Origin of the sequence: Pantoea ananatis PA13, from assembly GCF_000233595.1 — a bacterium.
Lineage (GTDB): Bacteria > Pseudomonadota > Gammaproteobacteria > Enterobacterales > Enterobacteriaceae > Pantoea > Pantoea ananatis.
Window position 1 is genome coordinate 2411685 of record NC_017554.1, and the last position, 12976, is coordinate 2424660.

12 protein-coding genes are annotated in these 12976 nt (G+C 54.6%); 7 read left to right on the top strand and 5 right to left on the bottom strand.

All coding sequences use genetic code 11. From position 1 onward, the window contains the following. Positions 1 to 350: 350 nt before the first annotated feature. Entirely contained in the window at positions 351 to 956 is a 606-nt protein-coding gene (locus PAGR_RS11360) for a sugar O-acetyltransferase (protein WP_014605852.1), read from the top strand. 395 nt (positions 957 to 1351) lie between these two features. Here PAGR_RS11360 and PAGR_RS11365 read toward each other — a convergent pair whose 3' ends face one another. Further along, the gene (locus PAGR_RS11365; protein ID WP_014605853.1) at positions 1352 to 2428 is read right to left on the bottom strand and encodes a LacI family DNA-binding transcriptional regulator; all 1077 of its coding nucleotides are present in this window, start codon (positions 2426 to 2428) and stop codon (positions 1352 to 1354) included. A gap of 195 nt (positions 2429 to 2623) precedes the next feature. Here PAGR_RS11365 and PAGR_RS11370 point away from each other — a divergent pair, with 195 nt between their 5' ends. From PAGR_RS11370 to curA, 6 genes are all read left to right on the top strand, one after another. Next, on the top strand, positions 2624 to 3445 hold the full coding sequence (locus PAGR_RS11370) for an ABC transporter substrate-binding protein (protein ID WP_014605854.1): 822 nt from the start codon (positions 2624 to 2626) through the stop codon (positions 3443 to 3445). 73 nt (positions 3446 to 3518) lie between these two features. Next, entirely contained in the window at positions 3519 to 4325 is an 807-nt protein-coding gene (locus tag PAGR_RS11375; protein WP_014605855.1) for an amino acid ABC transporter permease, read from the top strand. Position 4326: 1 nt separating this feature from the next. Further along, the gene (locus tag PAGR_RS11380) at positions 4327 to 5073 is read left to right on the top strand and encodes an amino acid ABC transporter ATP-binding protein (RefSeq protein WP_014605856.1); all 747 of its coding nucleotides are present in this window, start codon (positions 4327 to 4329) and stop codon (positions 5071 to 5073) included. Then, positions 5073 to 6146, top strand: coding sequence for a Gfo/Idh/MocA family protein (locus PAGR_RS11385; protein ID WP_014605857.1), 1074 nt, complete (start codon positions 5073 to 5075; stop codon positions 6144 to 6146). Before PAGR_RS11380 ends, PAGR_RS11385 begins: the two co-directional genes overlap by 1 nt. 31 nt (positions 6147 to 6177) lie before the next feature. Further along, on the top strand, positions 6178 to 7296 hold the full coding sequence (locus PAGR_RS11390) for an NAD(P)/FAD-dependent oxidoreductase (protein ID WP_014605858.1): 1119 nt from the start codon (positions 6178 to 6180) through the stop codon (positions 7294 to 7296). A gap of 371 nt (positions 7297 to 7667) precedes the next feature. Further along, positions 7668 to 8699 (top strand): NADPH-dependent curcumin/dihydrocurcumin reductase, encoded by a 1032-nt coding sequence (gene curA, locus PAGR_RS11395; protein ID WP_014605859.1) that lies wholly within the window; start codon positions 7668 to 7670, stop codon positions 8697 to 8699. A gap of 50 nt (positions 8700 to 8749) precedes the next feature. Here the strand turns inward: curA and PAGR_RS11400 are convergent, their stop codons facing one another. From PAGR_RS11400 to PAGR_RS11415, 4 genes are read right to left on the bottom strand one after another with little or no spacing between them, the layout of a single operon-like run. Further along, positions 8750 to 9607 carry a PfkB family carbohydrate kinase gene (locus PAGR_RS11400; RefSeq protein ID WP_014605860.1) on the bottom strand — a complete coding sequence of 286 codons (858 nt, stop codon included), beginning with the start codon at positions 9605 to 9607 and terminating at the stop codon, positions 8750 to 8752. Between the two features lie 2 nt (positions 9608 to 9609). After that, positions 9610 to 10467, bottom strand: coding sequence for a MurR/RpiR family transcriptional regulator (locus PAGR_RS11405; RefSeq protein ID WP_014605861.1), 858 nt, complete (start codon positions 10465 to 10467; stop codon positions 9610 to 9612). Then, the gene (locus PAGR_RS11410) at positions 10467 to 11438 is read right to left on the bottom strand and encodes an ABC transporter permease (protein ID WP_014605862.1); all 972 of its coding nucleotides are present in this window, start codon (positions 11436 to 11438) and stop codon (positions 10467 to 10469) included. The genes PAGR_RS11405 and PAGR_RS11410 overlap by 1 nt, the downstream gene beginning before the upstream one ends. 29 nt (positions 11439 to 11467) lie before the next feature. Further along, positions 11468 to 12967: a sugar ABC transporter ATP-binding protein gene (locus tag PAGR_RS11415; protein ID WP_014593689.1), complete on the bottom strand. Its 1500-nt coding sequence runs from the start codon at positions 12965 to 12967 to the stop codon at positions 11468 to 11470. Positions 12968 to 12976: the final 9 nt, after the last annotated feature.

Genomic DNA, 12976 nt, shown 5'->3' on the forward strand with positions numbered 1-12976 from the left:
CCGCAGCGTCGCAACACGAAGTCGCTACGCTTCATACGTCGAAGTGGAAACGGCTGTTCAGGCCTGCATTTACCCCTGCCCATGAGTATCAGCATCTCAAACGTAAGGCATGACGTTGTTAATGATTAAAAGATTTCTTTGAATGAAATACCGATAAATGCACGGGAATTTAACGAAATGACTTTCGCACAATATATTGTGGATGGGGCATAGCATGTAGATTTTTAAGACGTTGCGGTGCAACGTTATATCATTGGTGCTGCCAGGGTAGCCCTTTCGTCCCTGAGGCAATAAAAATTGAATACACTGTCTTCTGGACAACGATCGTCAAAAAAATGATAAGGAAGCCGATGAACGATGTAACCTGTGTACCTGATGGTGAGCTCTACGATGCCACTTACGATGAGCGCATTCTTCATCTCCGGGATCAGGCCAAGGCACTCTGTTATGACTATAACCTGAGTCGACCCGACAATAAGGAAGCGCGCCTGGCTATCCTGCAGCGGCTTCTTAAAAAGTGCGGCAACAACCCTGTTATTGAACCGCCTTTCTACTGTGACTATGGCGCTAACATCAGGGTTGGCGACAATTTTTATGCTAACCATCATCTTGTTATTCTTGATGGGGCGGACGTGGTGATCGGGGATAATGTTTTTCTCGCCCCAAACGTCGGTATTTATACCGCAGGCCATCCTCTGGATTCTGAACGCCGTAATCAGGGACTTGAATATGCGCTTCCCGTGACCATCGGCAATAATGTCTGGATCGGCGCAGGTGTCAGCATTGTTCCGGGCATTACCATCGGCAATGACGTTGTCATCGGGGCGGGAAGCGTCGTGGTCAAAGATATTCCGTCAGGCGTACTTGCTGCAGGCAATCCTTGTCGTATCATTCGCGAAATCAATGATGAAGACCGTGACCGCACCGCATTTTGCCCCAGGAAAACCCCAAGGTGAGATCGGCATTTTGCGTGATCGAACAGGAAATATCGCTATGGCCGAACAGGTCAGTCAGGCCGGGAAGTCAAAACCGGGGCAGGCTATTGCCGGTATTGCACCAGCGTCCTGAGCAGCGACGCTGGAGAGGGCTTACTGGCGAGCCTGGGCCAGAAGATAAGCGAGGCTGCCGCAGTGCTTTCTGCACACTGTGGCTGTTCGCCACTCTGATTCAGGCCTGACCGCGTCGGGAAAGCGGTAACACCGGCGAGGAATAACGATGCGTTTGTGCCAGGCGCCGATGTTGAGGTAAATCACGCGATAAACCGCCCCAGGGGCGTGCAGCTTTTAATGATAACCGCCAGGTCACGGCCTGGCGGTATCAGCGCGCGGCTTGTTCTTGACCGGCGTACAAATCAGTCAGCGGCCCGTTTTTTACCAATGGAGCCTCTCACGACCATCCAGCTTTCAAATACAGGTAGTGCTCCGGCGGGTTGCTGTCGAATGTGGCAAATCAATCTACGCGCAGCTTCCCTGCCCATCTCATAAACGGGCTGAGCCACGACCGTAAGTGCGGGCGTCATCAGTTCCGTCCAGGGAAAATCATCATACATGACGAAGGAGATATCCTCTGGCACGCGCAGCCCGCGCTTTGCCAAGCCGCGCAATATTCCCATGGCGATAAGATTGTCAGAAGCAATCAACGCGCTGGGCGGTTCAGGAAGGGCGAACAGCTCCGTTAATAGTTGCTCAATACCGTCGTTGTTAATGGCATTCAGGCGAACCAACGCCGGATCCAGAACTTTTCCGGCTTCATGATGCGCATCGATCATTCCTTTTACACGTTGCGCGACGGGCGTCGGCCCCAGCGGCACGCTGTGGGAGTAAGCTGTAGCGATACGCATACTCGAAAGATAAGCAATACGCTGGTGACCGGCGTTCAGTAGCAATTGCGTGGCCTCTTTCGCCACGGTCAAAAAGTTTGCCTGAATAGTTTCCACCTCCAGCCCTTCTACTGAGCGGTCAAACGTCATCAGTGCACGCCCTTCTGCCAGTACCTGCTTAAGATGGTCGTTGTCATGGGCCAGGGAGCTACAGGGGGCCACGATGATCCCATCGACCCGTTTATCCAGCATCACACGTACGGCTTCCCGCTCCTCTTCCACGGTTTCGTCGCTGTTACTCAGAAGCAAATGAAAACCCGCCTGGCGTGCAACGTCGGCCATACCGCGTAACGCCAGGCCAAAATGGGGGTTTTCGATATCGCCCACGATGACCCCAATCGTGTTTGAACGCCCGGTATTCATACTGCGCGCCAGCTCGTTTGGCCGGTAGCCCAGCGTTTCAGCCGCCTGGGTCACGCGGGTTTGCACCTCCTCGCTGACGGAACCGTAGCCCCCTAAGGCTCGCGCTGCCTGGGCTTTTGAAACGCCTGCCTGACGTGCGACATCCGCTACCGTCGCTCCCCGTAACGGGTGCTTTTTTGTCGTCATAATAAATTCGAATCACAAGTTGATAACATCTGGATTGACGCTGTTTAACGCGTGTGCTTAATATCATTGTATCCACTTGAGACCGGTCTCACAACATGTACCAGTCTTATTTCGCCCCTCACTGAGACCGGTCTCAAAATAACGTGACCGACTGAGTGGACTCTGAAGTTTCACCTGCAAAATTGGAAGAGCTTTATGACATCGCATAAACGTTTTCCCCCTCTACCCGCAGCCCTGTTCGGCATGGCGTTAACGCTCTTAGCCAGCTTCAGCGCCCACGCGGCAAGTGATAATAATCCCTATGGCCTGATCGAACCGGGACAGCTGCGAGTCGCCAGCCTGGGGGATGCTAAGCCCTATACCTTTACTGATAAAAACGGCAACTTCACTGGATTTGACGTCGAATTTTTTAGAAATGTCGCCCATCGGATCGGTATCGATAAAGTGGACTTTGTCGGACAGGATTTCTCGGCCATCCTCCCTGCCGTTGCCAACGGGCAATATGACGCAGGCGTAGCCGCAATTGGCATCACGCCCGCCCGTGAAAAGACGGTCGATTTCTCAACAGGTTATCTGGCGGGTTACCTGACGGTGTTAACGCGTAAGGATTCCGGCGTGAAAAACGTTGAGACGCTGGCCCACAAGCGCCTCGGCGTCATTCAGGGAACGCTGCAGGAAAGCTATGCACTGCAGCACTTTACACAAACCGATCTGGTTCGCTTTCCCGATAACAACGCTGCCGTATCTGCGCTCAATAACGGCACGCTTGACGCCATGTTCCTGGATTACGAGGCCGCCAAAGATTATGCCACGCGCTTTTCCCTGGTGACCGCCGCTGACATCCCCTCTTTTGATGCGCCTGCTGGCGTGGCGATTGCGAAAAACAAACCCGCCTTCAAAGCGGCTCTGGATAAAGCCATTAAAGACGCAATGCAGGATGGCACCTGGAAGCAGCTTTATGAGAAGTGGTTCCCGGGTTCGCCGATGCCAAAACAGTATCTGCCTCAGCATCAATAATCCCCGCGCATCCTGTGCGTGTGAATGCATCCGGTGATGGGCTCGGCCTGTCACCCGTAACAGAGAGTCGGCTATGGATCTGATCACTATTCTTTCGCGTACCTTCTTCGATATCCCTGCGATGATGGACGTTCTGCCGCAGCTGCTGGCAACAGGTCTGGTTAATACCCTTATCATCTCAGTCGCGGCCACGCTGCTTGGCACCTTGTTTGGTCTGATCCTGGCGCTAATGGGGATCTCACCGTCGCGCTGGCTGCGCGTACCGGCCCGGCTTTATACCGATTTGTTTCGCGGCTTGCCCTCTATCCTCACCATTTTGCTCATTGGTCAGGGGCTTGCGCGTTTCAGTTATCAGCTGTTCGGCCCCACGCCTTATCCACTCGGCATCTTTGCGCTGAGCCTGATCGCAAGTGCCTATATGGGCGAAATCTTTCGTTCAGGCATTCAGAGCATCGAACAGGGACAGATGGAAGCCTGTCGGGCGCTGGGGATGAGTTATGGCCGGGCAATGCGGCTGGTGATCATTCCACAGGGGATTCGGCGCGTACTGCCCGCCATCGTTAACCAGTTTATCGCCATCATCAAAGACTCTTCACTGGTCTATTTACTGGGGCTGATGAGCAGTCAGCGAGAGCTGTTCAGGGTTGGTCAGGACGCGGCAGTACTGAGCGGTAATCTTTCTCCCCTGATGCTGGCTGGCCTGTTTTATTTGGTGATTACCGTGCCACTCACCCATGCGGTAAACCATATTGATGTTCGTTACCGCACCGGACGCCGACGTGCTTCAGCTCCTCAGAGTGGTCTGAAGGAAATTGATGAAGTCGATGTGAAACGGGCGGTGGCACCCACGGCCTCGCTGACCAGCGGACAAGGACACTGATATGGCAACGTCTTCTGCTTTTCATGGTGCCAGCCTTGAGCTGCGTAACCTGACCCTGGCTTATGGCCCGATTGAAGTGCTACGCAATGTGTCGTTAACCATCGCGCCCGGCACCACCACCTGCATCATCGGCCCTTCCGGGTCGGGAAAGTCAACCTTGCTGCGGGGCATTAACCGGCTGCACGAACCCAAGAGCGGCGATGTGTTGCTTGCCGGCCGTTCGGTATTAAAGGACAAACCCGATGCGCTGCGTTTACGCATCGGCATGGTGTTTCAACACTTTAACCTGTTTCCCGATCACAGCGCGCTGGAAAACGTGGCGCTGGCCCCCTGGAAAGTACAAGGCCGCTCTAAAGCGGAGGCACAGGCTATTGCCCTGCAACGTCTGGCCGAAGTGGGATTAGCGCAACGTACCGATCATCGCCCCCGCGACCTTTCCGGTGGTCAGCAACAACGTGTGGCTATCGCGCGTGCATTGGCGATGGAGCCCGAAGTGATGCTGTTTGATGAAGCAACCTCGGCGCTCGATCCGGAGCTGGTGAAAGGCGTCCTGACGTTAATGGCCGAACTCTGCCAGCGCGGCATGACGATGGTGGTAGTCACCCATGAAATGGGATTTGCCCGTCGGGTTGCCGATCAGGTGGTGTTTATGGATGAAGGCGAAATTGTCGAAGCCGGCACGCCCGAGCAACTGTTCGAACGTCCGCAGTCTGCACGTTTACAGCGTTTTTTATCGGAGGTGCTCTGATGGCACATCATCACGTTTCAGGCCCCGTTCGCACGGCGCTGGTGGGTTTTGGTATTGCGGGGAGTGTTTTTCACGCCCCGCTGATTTCGCATAATGCAGATTACCGGCTTGAGGTCATCGTCAGCCAGGATCCCCAACGCGTGGCAGCGGCACAGCAGCGCTATCCGCAGGCAAGAATAGTGCCGGACTGGCCCTCACTGCTGCAGCTTATCGACAGCGGAGAAGTCGCCCTGGACCTTGTTGTGCTGGCCACGCCTCCCGCCCAGCATCGCGATCAGGCTTTAGCGGCGATCCGCCGCGGTCTGCATCTGGTGGTGGACAAGCCCTTCGCACCTGACGCGGCGGCGGCAGAGGCAATGATTGCCGCCGCCCGACAGGCCAATACGCGACTGACGGTCTTTCACAATCGCCGCTGGGATGGGGATTTTCTGACGCTTAAACATCTGGTGCAGGAAGCGGCATTTGGCACGGTTAGAAGTTTTGAGTCACGCTTTGAGTGGTGGCGACCTGAAGGCTTTGGTAACTGGCGTGACAGCGTTTCACTTGAACAAGGTGGCGGCCTGCTGCTGGATCTGGGCAGTCATCTGATTGACCAGGCCATGCAGTTATTTGGTCCCGTACAGGAAGCCAGTGCCGAGCTGGCCCGCTATTCAGGTCAGCAGTCGGACAGCGATGAAGATTGCTTTGTCTCCTTACTGCATAAAAACGGCGTACGTTCACGGTTGTGGATGAATGGTCAGGCCGCACTGAATGCGCCGCGCTTCCATCTGCTGGGCAGCAAACGCGGTTTTACCCACTGGGGGCTGGATAATCAGGAACCCCAGCTTGCCGCGGGCTTGTCACCAACTGACAGCCAGTACGGCGTTACGCCGCCCGAAAAATCTGCCAGAGCAGGCACAGCGGGCGAAAGCGATGCCGTTGTCATGCAACGCGGTAACTATCCTGCATTTTATCAGCTGCTTGCCCGGGCACTTTTACATGGCGGCCCTCTGCCTGTTGAGACGGATGAGGCGCTTGCGGTACTGAAGCTTATCGATCAACTCCATCGGCAAAACCACGTACGTTTGGCCTGACTGGCGAAACGTTTAACAGAAGGAATCAATGATGACTGAAAAATCTGAGGTCAAACGCGTTGTTGTGCTGGGCGGCGGTATCTTGGGTGTATCTGCAGCATGGCAACTGGTCAGCGCCGGGGCCAACGTCACGCTGGTCACCGAAGCCGAACTCTGTTCAGGTGCCTCGGGACGTTCACTGTCCTGGCTCAACTCTGCCGGTGAACGTTCGCAACCTTATCATGCGTTAAGAATGGCCGGTATTGATCGATACCGGACCCTGTTTGCGCGCTATCCCGATCGCGACTGGTTGCGTTTCGATGGCGCGCTGTTCTGGGCTGCAGACGATGATGCCGGGACAAAAGCACGCCATGATTATGAAAAAGCGCATGGCTACGCATCTCATCTTCTCGATCGAACCACAGTGAATCAGGTTGATCCTCAGGTGAACAGCACCGCGCTCGCCAGCGTAGCCATTGCTAATCCCGGTGAAGGTTGGGTCAGTCTGCCCCATCTTATGGACCATCTCATTGAGGCATTCAAGGCATCAGGAGGCGAAGTTATCGAGCACGCGGGAAAAGCAAGCGTGCTGACGGCCGCCGGACGGGCGACGGGCGTACGCAGCGAGAAACGGGGCGAATTCCATGCAGACCAGGTGCTCGTCGCCTGCGGCCCCTGGACACCAGAGGTCATTGCCCCGCTCGGGGTGCGTATTCCAAACGCGTCCCCTGTCTCCATGCTGGTCACCAGCACCGCACAGGATCATGCGCTGCAGGTGGTGATGAACACCCCACGTGCAGCAATACGGCCTAATCCGGGAAACACGCTGGCGGTCGATCATGACTGGTACGAAGAGGATATCGTTGCACATGCCGATGGTCAGTACAGTATTGATCAATCGGTTATCCGTGAGTTAATGACGGAGGCGGGGAAACTGATTGGCGATGGCGCATCGCTCGAAGCCAGAAGCTGGAAAATCGGGCTGAAGCCTGTTCCGGGTGATGGAGAACCCGTGGTGGGCGAATTAGAGAAAGTACCGGGATGTTTTGTCGCCTTCACCCATTCAGGCGCAACCCTGGCGCTGATCCTGGGCGAGCTTCTTACGGAAGAAATGCTCCACGGTGCGAAACATCCCATGCTTGCCGCTTTCCGCCCGGAAAGGTTCAGTTAAGCTTTCCGCCAGCGCCACGAAAGTTGTGGCGCTGCAGATCCTCTGCTCTCGCCGCTGTCGCTGATCATTCACCCCGGCACACGCGAAAGCCAATCCTGCAAAGGATGCGTTCGATGACGGCCGCCATCATCTCCTGCAAAAACAGCCGCCAACCGGCGCAGTGCACTCGCACCACCGCCTCCGCGCCGTGGATTCAGAGCAATCCGAATGCCCTGTCAAAGACGCGCCGCGCTTAGTGGCGCGCCCTTCTGGCCCTTTCCCGCCGGCACGTTAACCGCCAGCAGGGTTAAGCATGCTTTTATCACTCATCTACACTTTAGCCATTCATTCCCGGCAAGCCTCAGCGGTTTGCCCATGCAAAGGACGACACTATGACTGAACAATCGACAACAAATCACGCCTGGCTTTTGGCTTCACGCCCACAGGGTGAACCAACGGAAGATAATTTCCGTTATGTTGCGCAGCCAACGCCTGAGATCAAAGAGGGCGAGATCTTACTGCGGACGATTTATCTGTCACTCGACCCTTACATGCGTGGACGCATGGACGAGGGAAAATCTTACGCGCCACCGGCCGAGCTGGATCAGCCGATGGTGGGCGGTACGGTCTGTCAGGTCGTTGCATCAAAAAACGGTGAGTTTAAAGAAGGCGACTGGGTACTTTCACAGAGCGGCTGGCAGGAATATGCCGTTTCCAGGGGTAACGATGTTGCCCGCCTGGATAACGATCTGCCCCATCCTTCCTGGGCGCTGGGTATTCTCGGTATGCCCGGCTTTACGGCCTATATGGGATTAATGGATATCGGTCAGCCGAAAGAAGGTGAAACCCTTGTGGTTGCCGCCGCAACGGGTCCGGTGGGCGCCACCGTGGGCCAGTTAGGTAAAATGAAAGGCTGCCGCGTGGTCGGCGTGGCTGGCGGTGAAGAGAAATGCCGCCATGCCGTTGAAAATCTGGGGTTCGATGCCTGTATCGATCACCACAGTCAGGACTTCGAAGAGCAGTTGAAAAACGCCTGCCCGGACGGTATTGATATCTATTTCGAAAACGTGGGCGGTAAAGTGTTCGATGCCGTGTTCCCGCTGTTGAACACTGCCGCGCGCGTGCCGGTCTGTGGGCTGGTTTCCGCCTACAGCCAGAAAGAGCTGCCTGCCGGTCCGGACAGAACCTCGCTGATTATGGCAGGCATTTTGAAACGCCGTATTCGCATGCAGGGTTTCATTATTTTCCAGGACTACGGCGATCGCTATCCGGAGTTCCTGAAAGCCATGACCCCGCTGGTAGAGAGCAAGAAAATTCAGTATCGCGAGCACGTTATTGAGGGCCTGGAAAATGCCCCTAAAGCCTTTATTGATATGCTGAACGGCAAAAACTTTGGGAAAACGGTCGTTAAAGTGGCCCTGTAATCTCGCTATGGCTGGCAAAATGCAACGTCACTGACGTTGCATTTTTTTTATCAGGCCGGGCGGGAAACGTGATCTGCCGCCGCATTGTTGGCTTTAGCGACGGCGCCCGCAAGTTTATCGCCCTCGTTAAGCGCCTGACACAGCACGCCCATGAAGCAGTCGCCCGCGCCATGGGTGCTGACCAGGGTGACCTGACGGGCAGGAAAAGCCTGCGTTTCCCCTGCTTCACTGAAGGCCACGCCGTGCTCTCCGGCAGTCACCACCACGCGGTCAAAACGCAGTGCCAGCTCTGCTGCAGCCTGCCTGGCTGAGGCCAAATCGGTCACCGCGATGCCAGTCATATCCCGGGCTTCAACCCCATTTACCACCAGCAAATCAATGCAGCGCGCAAATTCGGGCGAGAGTGGCCGGGCCGGCGCCGCATTAATGCACACCGGAATCCGCTGCTGCCGCGCCGCCTGCGCCGCGACCAGATTAATGGCTTCCGGCACCTCATTCTGCAGCACCAGCATCGACACATCCTGCCAGAAACCGGCCTGCATGAACGGCTCGGCAGCGATATGTTGATTGGCGTTGGACACCACCACCGCGCCGTAATCGCCTTCAGCATCGGTAATGGCAACGCTCATACCAGACGCCATATCGTCAATCCTCGTGACCGCGTCGGTATTCACCCCTGCCTGGCGCAGCGTTTTCAGCAAAAACGCGCCCTGCTCATCGGCCCCTACCGCACCAATAAAACGGACATCTGCACCTGCTTTTGCGGCCGCTATCGCCTGATTGCCGCCCTTGCCCCCAAACTTGAAGTGGCAGGCGGTTCCCATAACCGTTTCGCCTTTTTCAGGCCGATGATGCGCATCCAGCATAATGTCGTAGTGAAGACTGCCGGTAACTGCAATTTTACTCATGCTCAGAATTCCCGCAGATCCTGAACCGCATGCTGGGTTTTCATCAGGTTTTTCTCCGCACGCGTTAAATCCTTTTTCGCGATGGCCACGAACAGCGCATCCAGTATATTCAGCTGGGCAATTCGTGATGCGGCATTTTCACCTAACAGATGCGATCCCTGAGAAGTTGAATTAAGTACCACATGCGCATGACGCGCAATAGGCGACTCGGCGTAATTCGTAATCACAATCACTCTGGCACCGTTACGTCCGGCTAATTTAACCGGATCGTTAACAGCACGCGTTGCACCGGAGTGACTAATCGCAATCACGACATCATCGTCAGATAACACGGCGGCAGACATCAGCATAATATGGGCGTCATCGTAGGCGGTGGACTTAATGCCGATCTTCAGCATCTTGTGGGAGAGATCGCGGGCAACCGTGGCCGATCCCCCTACCGCATAAAGATCAATATGACGCGCTTTAAAAATAATATCTGCTGCGCGGTTAAATTCAGATACATCTAAAATCGACAACGTTTCTTCAATAGCCTGAATAGATGTTCTGAAGACTTTTGCCAGTAATTGTTCCGATGAATCATCGGGCTCAATTTCCGCATGTAAACCTGCCACTTCAGAGGCGTTATAATAAATTAAACTGCTTCTGAAATTCCTGAACCCCGTGAAGTTAAGCTTTTTAGTGATCTTAACTATCATGGCTTCCGATACGCCGTTTTCCTGCGCAATCTCTTTTAAAGACGTGTGTTCGGTGATATCCGTTCTGGCAATGATTGCCTCAATGACTCGCCGTTCTAACGGCGTCAGTTGGGGTAATCGCATACGAATTTGAGCGCCAATGGCTCGCGGATCTTGCTTCATTACTTGCCTCGGGTCGCTCGGTCAATCAACATCGCTATGATAATAATAAGACCCGTAGCGAGCAATTGATAAAACGCCTGAATATTAAGCAAGGTCAGGCCGTTACGTAACGCCCCGAGAATAATCACGCCAATCAGGGTGCCAAAGATACTGCCTTTGCCGCCCATCAGTGACGCACCGCCGATGGCAGCGGCCGCAATGGCATCCAGCTCCCACAGGTTGCCGATGGTGGGTTCCGCCGCACCCAGACGGCCAATCAGAATCAGCGACGCCAGAGAGGCCAGCATGCCAGAGATCACGTAAACCGTGACTTTGGTACGTTTAACCGGCACACCTGCCACGCGGGCCGCTTCTTCATTACCGCCAATCGCCAGAATGTACTCTCCCAGCGGGGTTTTATTCATGACCGTCCAGAGGCACAGCGCAATCACGGCGACCACGACGATCGGCGTGGGCACGCCGAACACCGTGCTGTTGATCAGGCTACGGAACGACATGGGAATACCGAATACGGGATTACCGCCGGTGGAGATCAGCGCGATAGCACGAAACAGCGACAGGCCACCCAGCGTGACGATAAAGGGTTGCAGCCCGGCATAAGCGATAAGCGTCCCGCTAAATATCCCGCTGACTGCGCCGACGCAAAGCGTGGCCATGATGGCCAGCGGCACCGGCACGCCAGACACCATCAGCGTGGCGCCCAACACGGCAGAGAGCGCAGCCGTTGGCCCAACCGATAAATCAATTCCGCCTGAAATGATCACCAGCGTCATGCCCAGCGCAATTAAGGCATTAATGGAGGACTGCTGCAGAATATTGAGCAGATTCGGAACGGTAAAAAATACCGGCGACAGAAAAGAAAATGTCACCACAATAATCAGTAATCCAATTAACGTGCCGGCATCGCGCAGATTAAATTTTAACAGCGGTGAGGCGCGGCTCACCGGCTGCATGTTCGTTTCAGTCGTCATGGTTATCGCCTTTATATACAGGTATGAGATCAGGCAGTTTCAACATCTTTAATGGCAAAACGGGCAATATTGTCTTCGGTGATAGCCTCGCCCTTTAACTCTTTGGTTATTTTCCCTTCACGCATCACCAGTACACGATCGGAGATACGAATGATTTCCGTCATTTCCGATGAGACAACAATAATGGCTTTACCTGCCTTCGCCAGTCGTTCAATTAAATTATAGATTTCTGACTTGGCACCAATATCAATGCCGCGCGTGGGTTCATCGAATAAAAAGACTTTTGCGTCAGCGGCTACCCAGCGTCCGATAATGACTTTTTGTTGATTACCGCCACTGAGCGTACCGATGGTTTTTTCAATATCCATGGGGCGCAGTTTAAGATCGCTCATCACCTCATGTGCTGCCCTGTTTAACCGCTGTTTATTGATCACGCCGCCCAGGGTGAACTGACGCATGGACGGCAGCGCCATATTCATTTTCACCGGGCGGGCTTTAATGATCCCCTCTTTTTTACGATCTTCCGGCACCAGACCAATCCCCGCTTTTATGGCCGCGCTGATATTATGGTTTGGAACGGAATACCCATTGACCTTCACCGTGCCGCTGCTGCGCCTGTCGATACCGGCAATCAGCTTAAGCAACTCGGTCCGTCCTGCGCCGACCAGCCCCGCAATGCCCAACACTTCCCCGGCGTTGACGCTAAAATTAGCGGGCGATATTTCATTGCCACGCGCCAGATTTTCAACGCGTAATACTTCCTGAGCGGTGACAAAGGCGTTGTGATCGAGCCGTTCTATTTTGCGCCCGACCATTTTAGCCACGATGCTTTCTTCATCTTCATCGCAGATGTTCACCACCCCAACCTGTTTGCCATCGCGCATGATCGTCGCCCGATCACAGACTCTGAAAATCTCGTTCATCTTATGTGATACATAGATTAAAGAGACGCCCAGCGATTTGAGGTCGGCGATCAGTTCAGCCAGCCGGTCAAACTCGCGCGGCGTCAGACTGGAAGTTGGCTCATCCATCGCGATGATTTTGGCGTCATCCAGCAACGCACGGGCTATTTCGACAATCTGCTGCTGCGAAACCTTAAGATGTTTAATCGGGCTGTTGGGATCGATCGTCGGATCGAGCCGTTTCAGAATCAGCGCGGCACGCGACAGCTGGGCTTTTTTATCCACCCACCAGCCTTTTGCTTTGGTCAGTGGGCGGCCCAGAAACATATTCTGCGCGACCGAGAGCTCTGGAACATGCTGCAGTTCCTGATGGATCATCGCGATCCCCGCATGACGCGCGCTGAGTGGGCTTTTCATCTGCACCGTCTGGCCGTTGACGCTGATTTCGCCACTGTCCGCGCCGCGCACGCCGGAGAGAATGTTTAACAGCGTAGATTTGCCCGCGCCATTCTCACCGATCAAGGCATGCACTTCACCGGGCTTCACAAAAAAGTCGACATTTTGTAAAGCTGCGGCGCTGCCGTAGGTTTTGTTGATGCCGCGCATCATTAAACGATACTGTTCCATACGCTCTCC

Bases quoted from the DNA above. Each gene is read 5' to 3' on its own strand.
- PAGR_RS11360 (WP_014605852.1), top strand. From the start codon at position 351: ATGAACGATGTAACCTGTGTACCTGATGGTGAGCTCTACGATGCCACT.
- PAGR_RS11365 (WP_014605853.1), bottom strand. From the start codon at position 2,428: ATGACGACAAAAAAGCACCCGTTACGGGGAGCGACGGTAGCGGATGTC.
- PAGR_RS11370 (WP_014605854.1), top strand. From the start codon at position 2,624: ATGACATCGCATAAACGTTTTCCCCCTCTACCCGCAGCCCTGTTCGGC.
- PAGR_RS11375 (WP_014605855.1), top strand. From the start codon at position 3,519: ATGGATCTGATCACTATTCTTTCGCGTACCTTCTTCGATATCCCTGCG.
- PAGR_RS11380 (WP_014605856.1), top strand. From the start codon at position 4,327: ATGGCAACGTCTTCTGCTTTTCATGGTGCCAGCCTTGAGCTGCGTAAC.
- PAGR_RS11385 (WP_014605857.1), top strand. From the start codon at position 5,073: ATGGCACATCATCACGTTTCAGGCCCCGTTCGCACGGCGCTGGTGGGT.
- PAGR_RS11390 (WP_014605858.1), top strand. From the start codon at position 6,178: ATGACTGAAAAATCTGAGGTCAAACGCGTTGTTGTGCTGGGCGGCGGT.
- curA (WP_014605859.1), top strand. From the start codon at position 7,668: ATGACTGAACAATCGACAACAAATCACGCCTGGCTTTTGGCTTCACGC.
- PAGR_RS11400 (WP_014605860.1), bottom strand. From the start codon at position 9,607: ATGAGTAAAATTGCAGTTACCGGCAGTCTTCACTACGACATTATGCTG.
- PAGR_RS11405 (WP_014605861.1), bottom strand. From the start codon at position 10,467: ATGAAGCAAGATCCGCGAGCCATTGGCGCTCAAATTCGTATGCGATTA.
- PAGR_RS11410 (WP_014605862.1), bottom strand. From the start codon at position 11,438: ATGACGACTGAAACGAACATGCAGCCGGTGAGCCGCGCCTCACCGCTG.
- PAGR_RS11415 (WP_014593689.1), bottom strand. From the start codon at position 12,967: ATGGAACAGTATCGTTTAATGATGCGCGGCATCAACAAAACCTACGGC.